We start from the raw sequence: 791 nt of genomic DNA, 5'->3' as shown, positions 1-791 counted from the left end.
CCCAGCCGCGCGGGGTGGCGTGGAACGGCGCCGGAGCCTGGCTGATCGCCTCGCAGTCGCGGCAGGTGAACTTCTCCCGCACGTGCTGGATCACCTTCCATTGCCGCGGCACCACCTCCAGCGTCTCGGTGATATCCTCACCCAGCCTGCGCAGCCGATGACCGCCGCAGCAGTGGCAAGCGGCCGGCGCCGGCTCGACCACGCGTTCGCGCGGCAGGTGCTCGGGAAATGGCTGGCGCGCCGGTCGTTTGCGCACATAAGGCGCCACCTCGGTGGTCCGCGCCGCTGCCTGTTCGGCGGCGATCTCGTCTTCCGTCGCGGTGCTCTCGAGTTCCTCGAAGGTGAGTTCCATCTGGTCGTGCAGGCGGGCGGCACGTTCAGAACTTTGACCATGCAGCGCCCGCTGCAGCTTCCGGATCGTCAGATCCTGATGTGCGATCAGCGCCGCATCATCCGATGCCTTGGCCCTGGCGACCGCCAGTTCGGCCTCGACCAGCGCAGCGCGTGCGGCCTCGTCTTCGGCTCTGGCCAGCGCCGCGGTCAGCGCTGCTCTCAGCGCGCCAACATCGTCCGGAACAGCATCCTGGGCGGTGGCAACCATGCCCTGGAGTGAATCATAAAACGCGTCCGCTGACTCGCGGAAAATCGCGCAAACTCAAAGAAAAACTCAGCCCGCGAGCTCAGGGCGGAACGTGTGACGCGGGTTGCGCCAATCGATCCCGTCGAGCATGTAGGCGAGCTGCGCGGTGATATGGAAACCGTGCCGTCCGCCGGCGACGGCCATAGAAACC

The 791-nt window shown here is 66.8% G+C and carries 1 protein-coding gene; it reads right to left on the bottom strand.

Going from position 1 to position 791, the window contains the following annotated elements:
• On the bottom strand, positions 1-601 hold a 601-nt coding region (locus tag NKI16_RS33985), incomplete at its 3' end, for an IS66 family transposase (RefSeq protein ID WP_352924820.1).
• Positions 602-791 lie beyond the last annotated feature (190 nt).

The organism is Mesorhizobium sp. M0698, assembly GCF_040320455.1.
In the GTDB taxonomy this organism is placed as follows: domain Bacteria; phylum Pseudomonadota; class Alphaproteobacteria; order Rhizobiales; family Rhizobiaceae; genus Mesorhizobium.
Note: the sequence above shows the minus strand (reverse complement) of the source record. Positions and strands in the feature narration are given on the sequence as shown.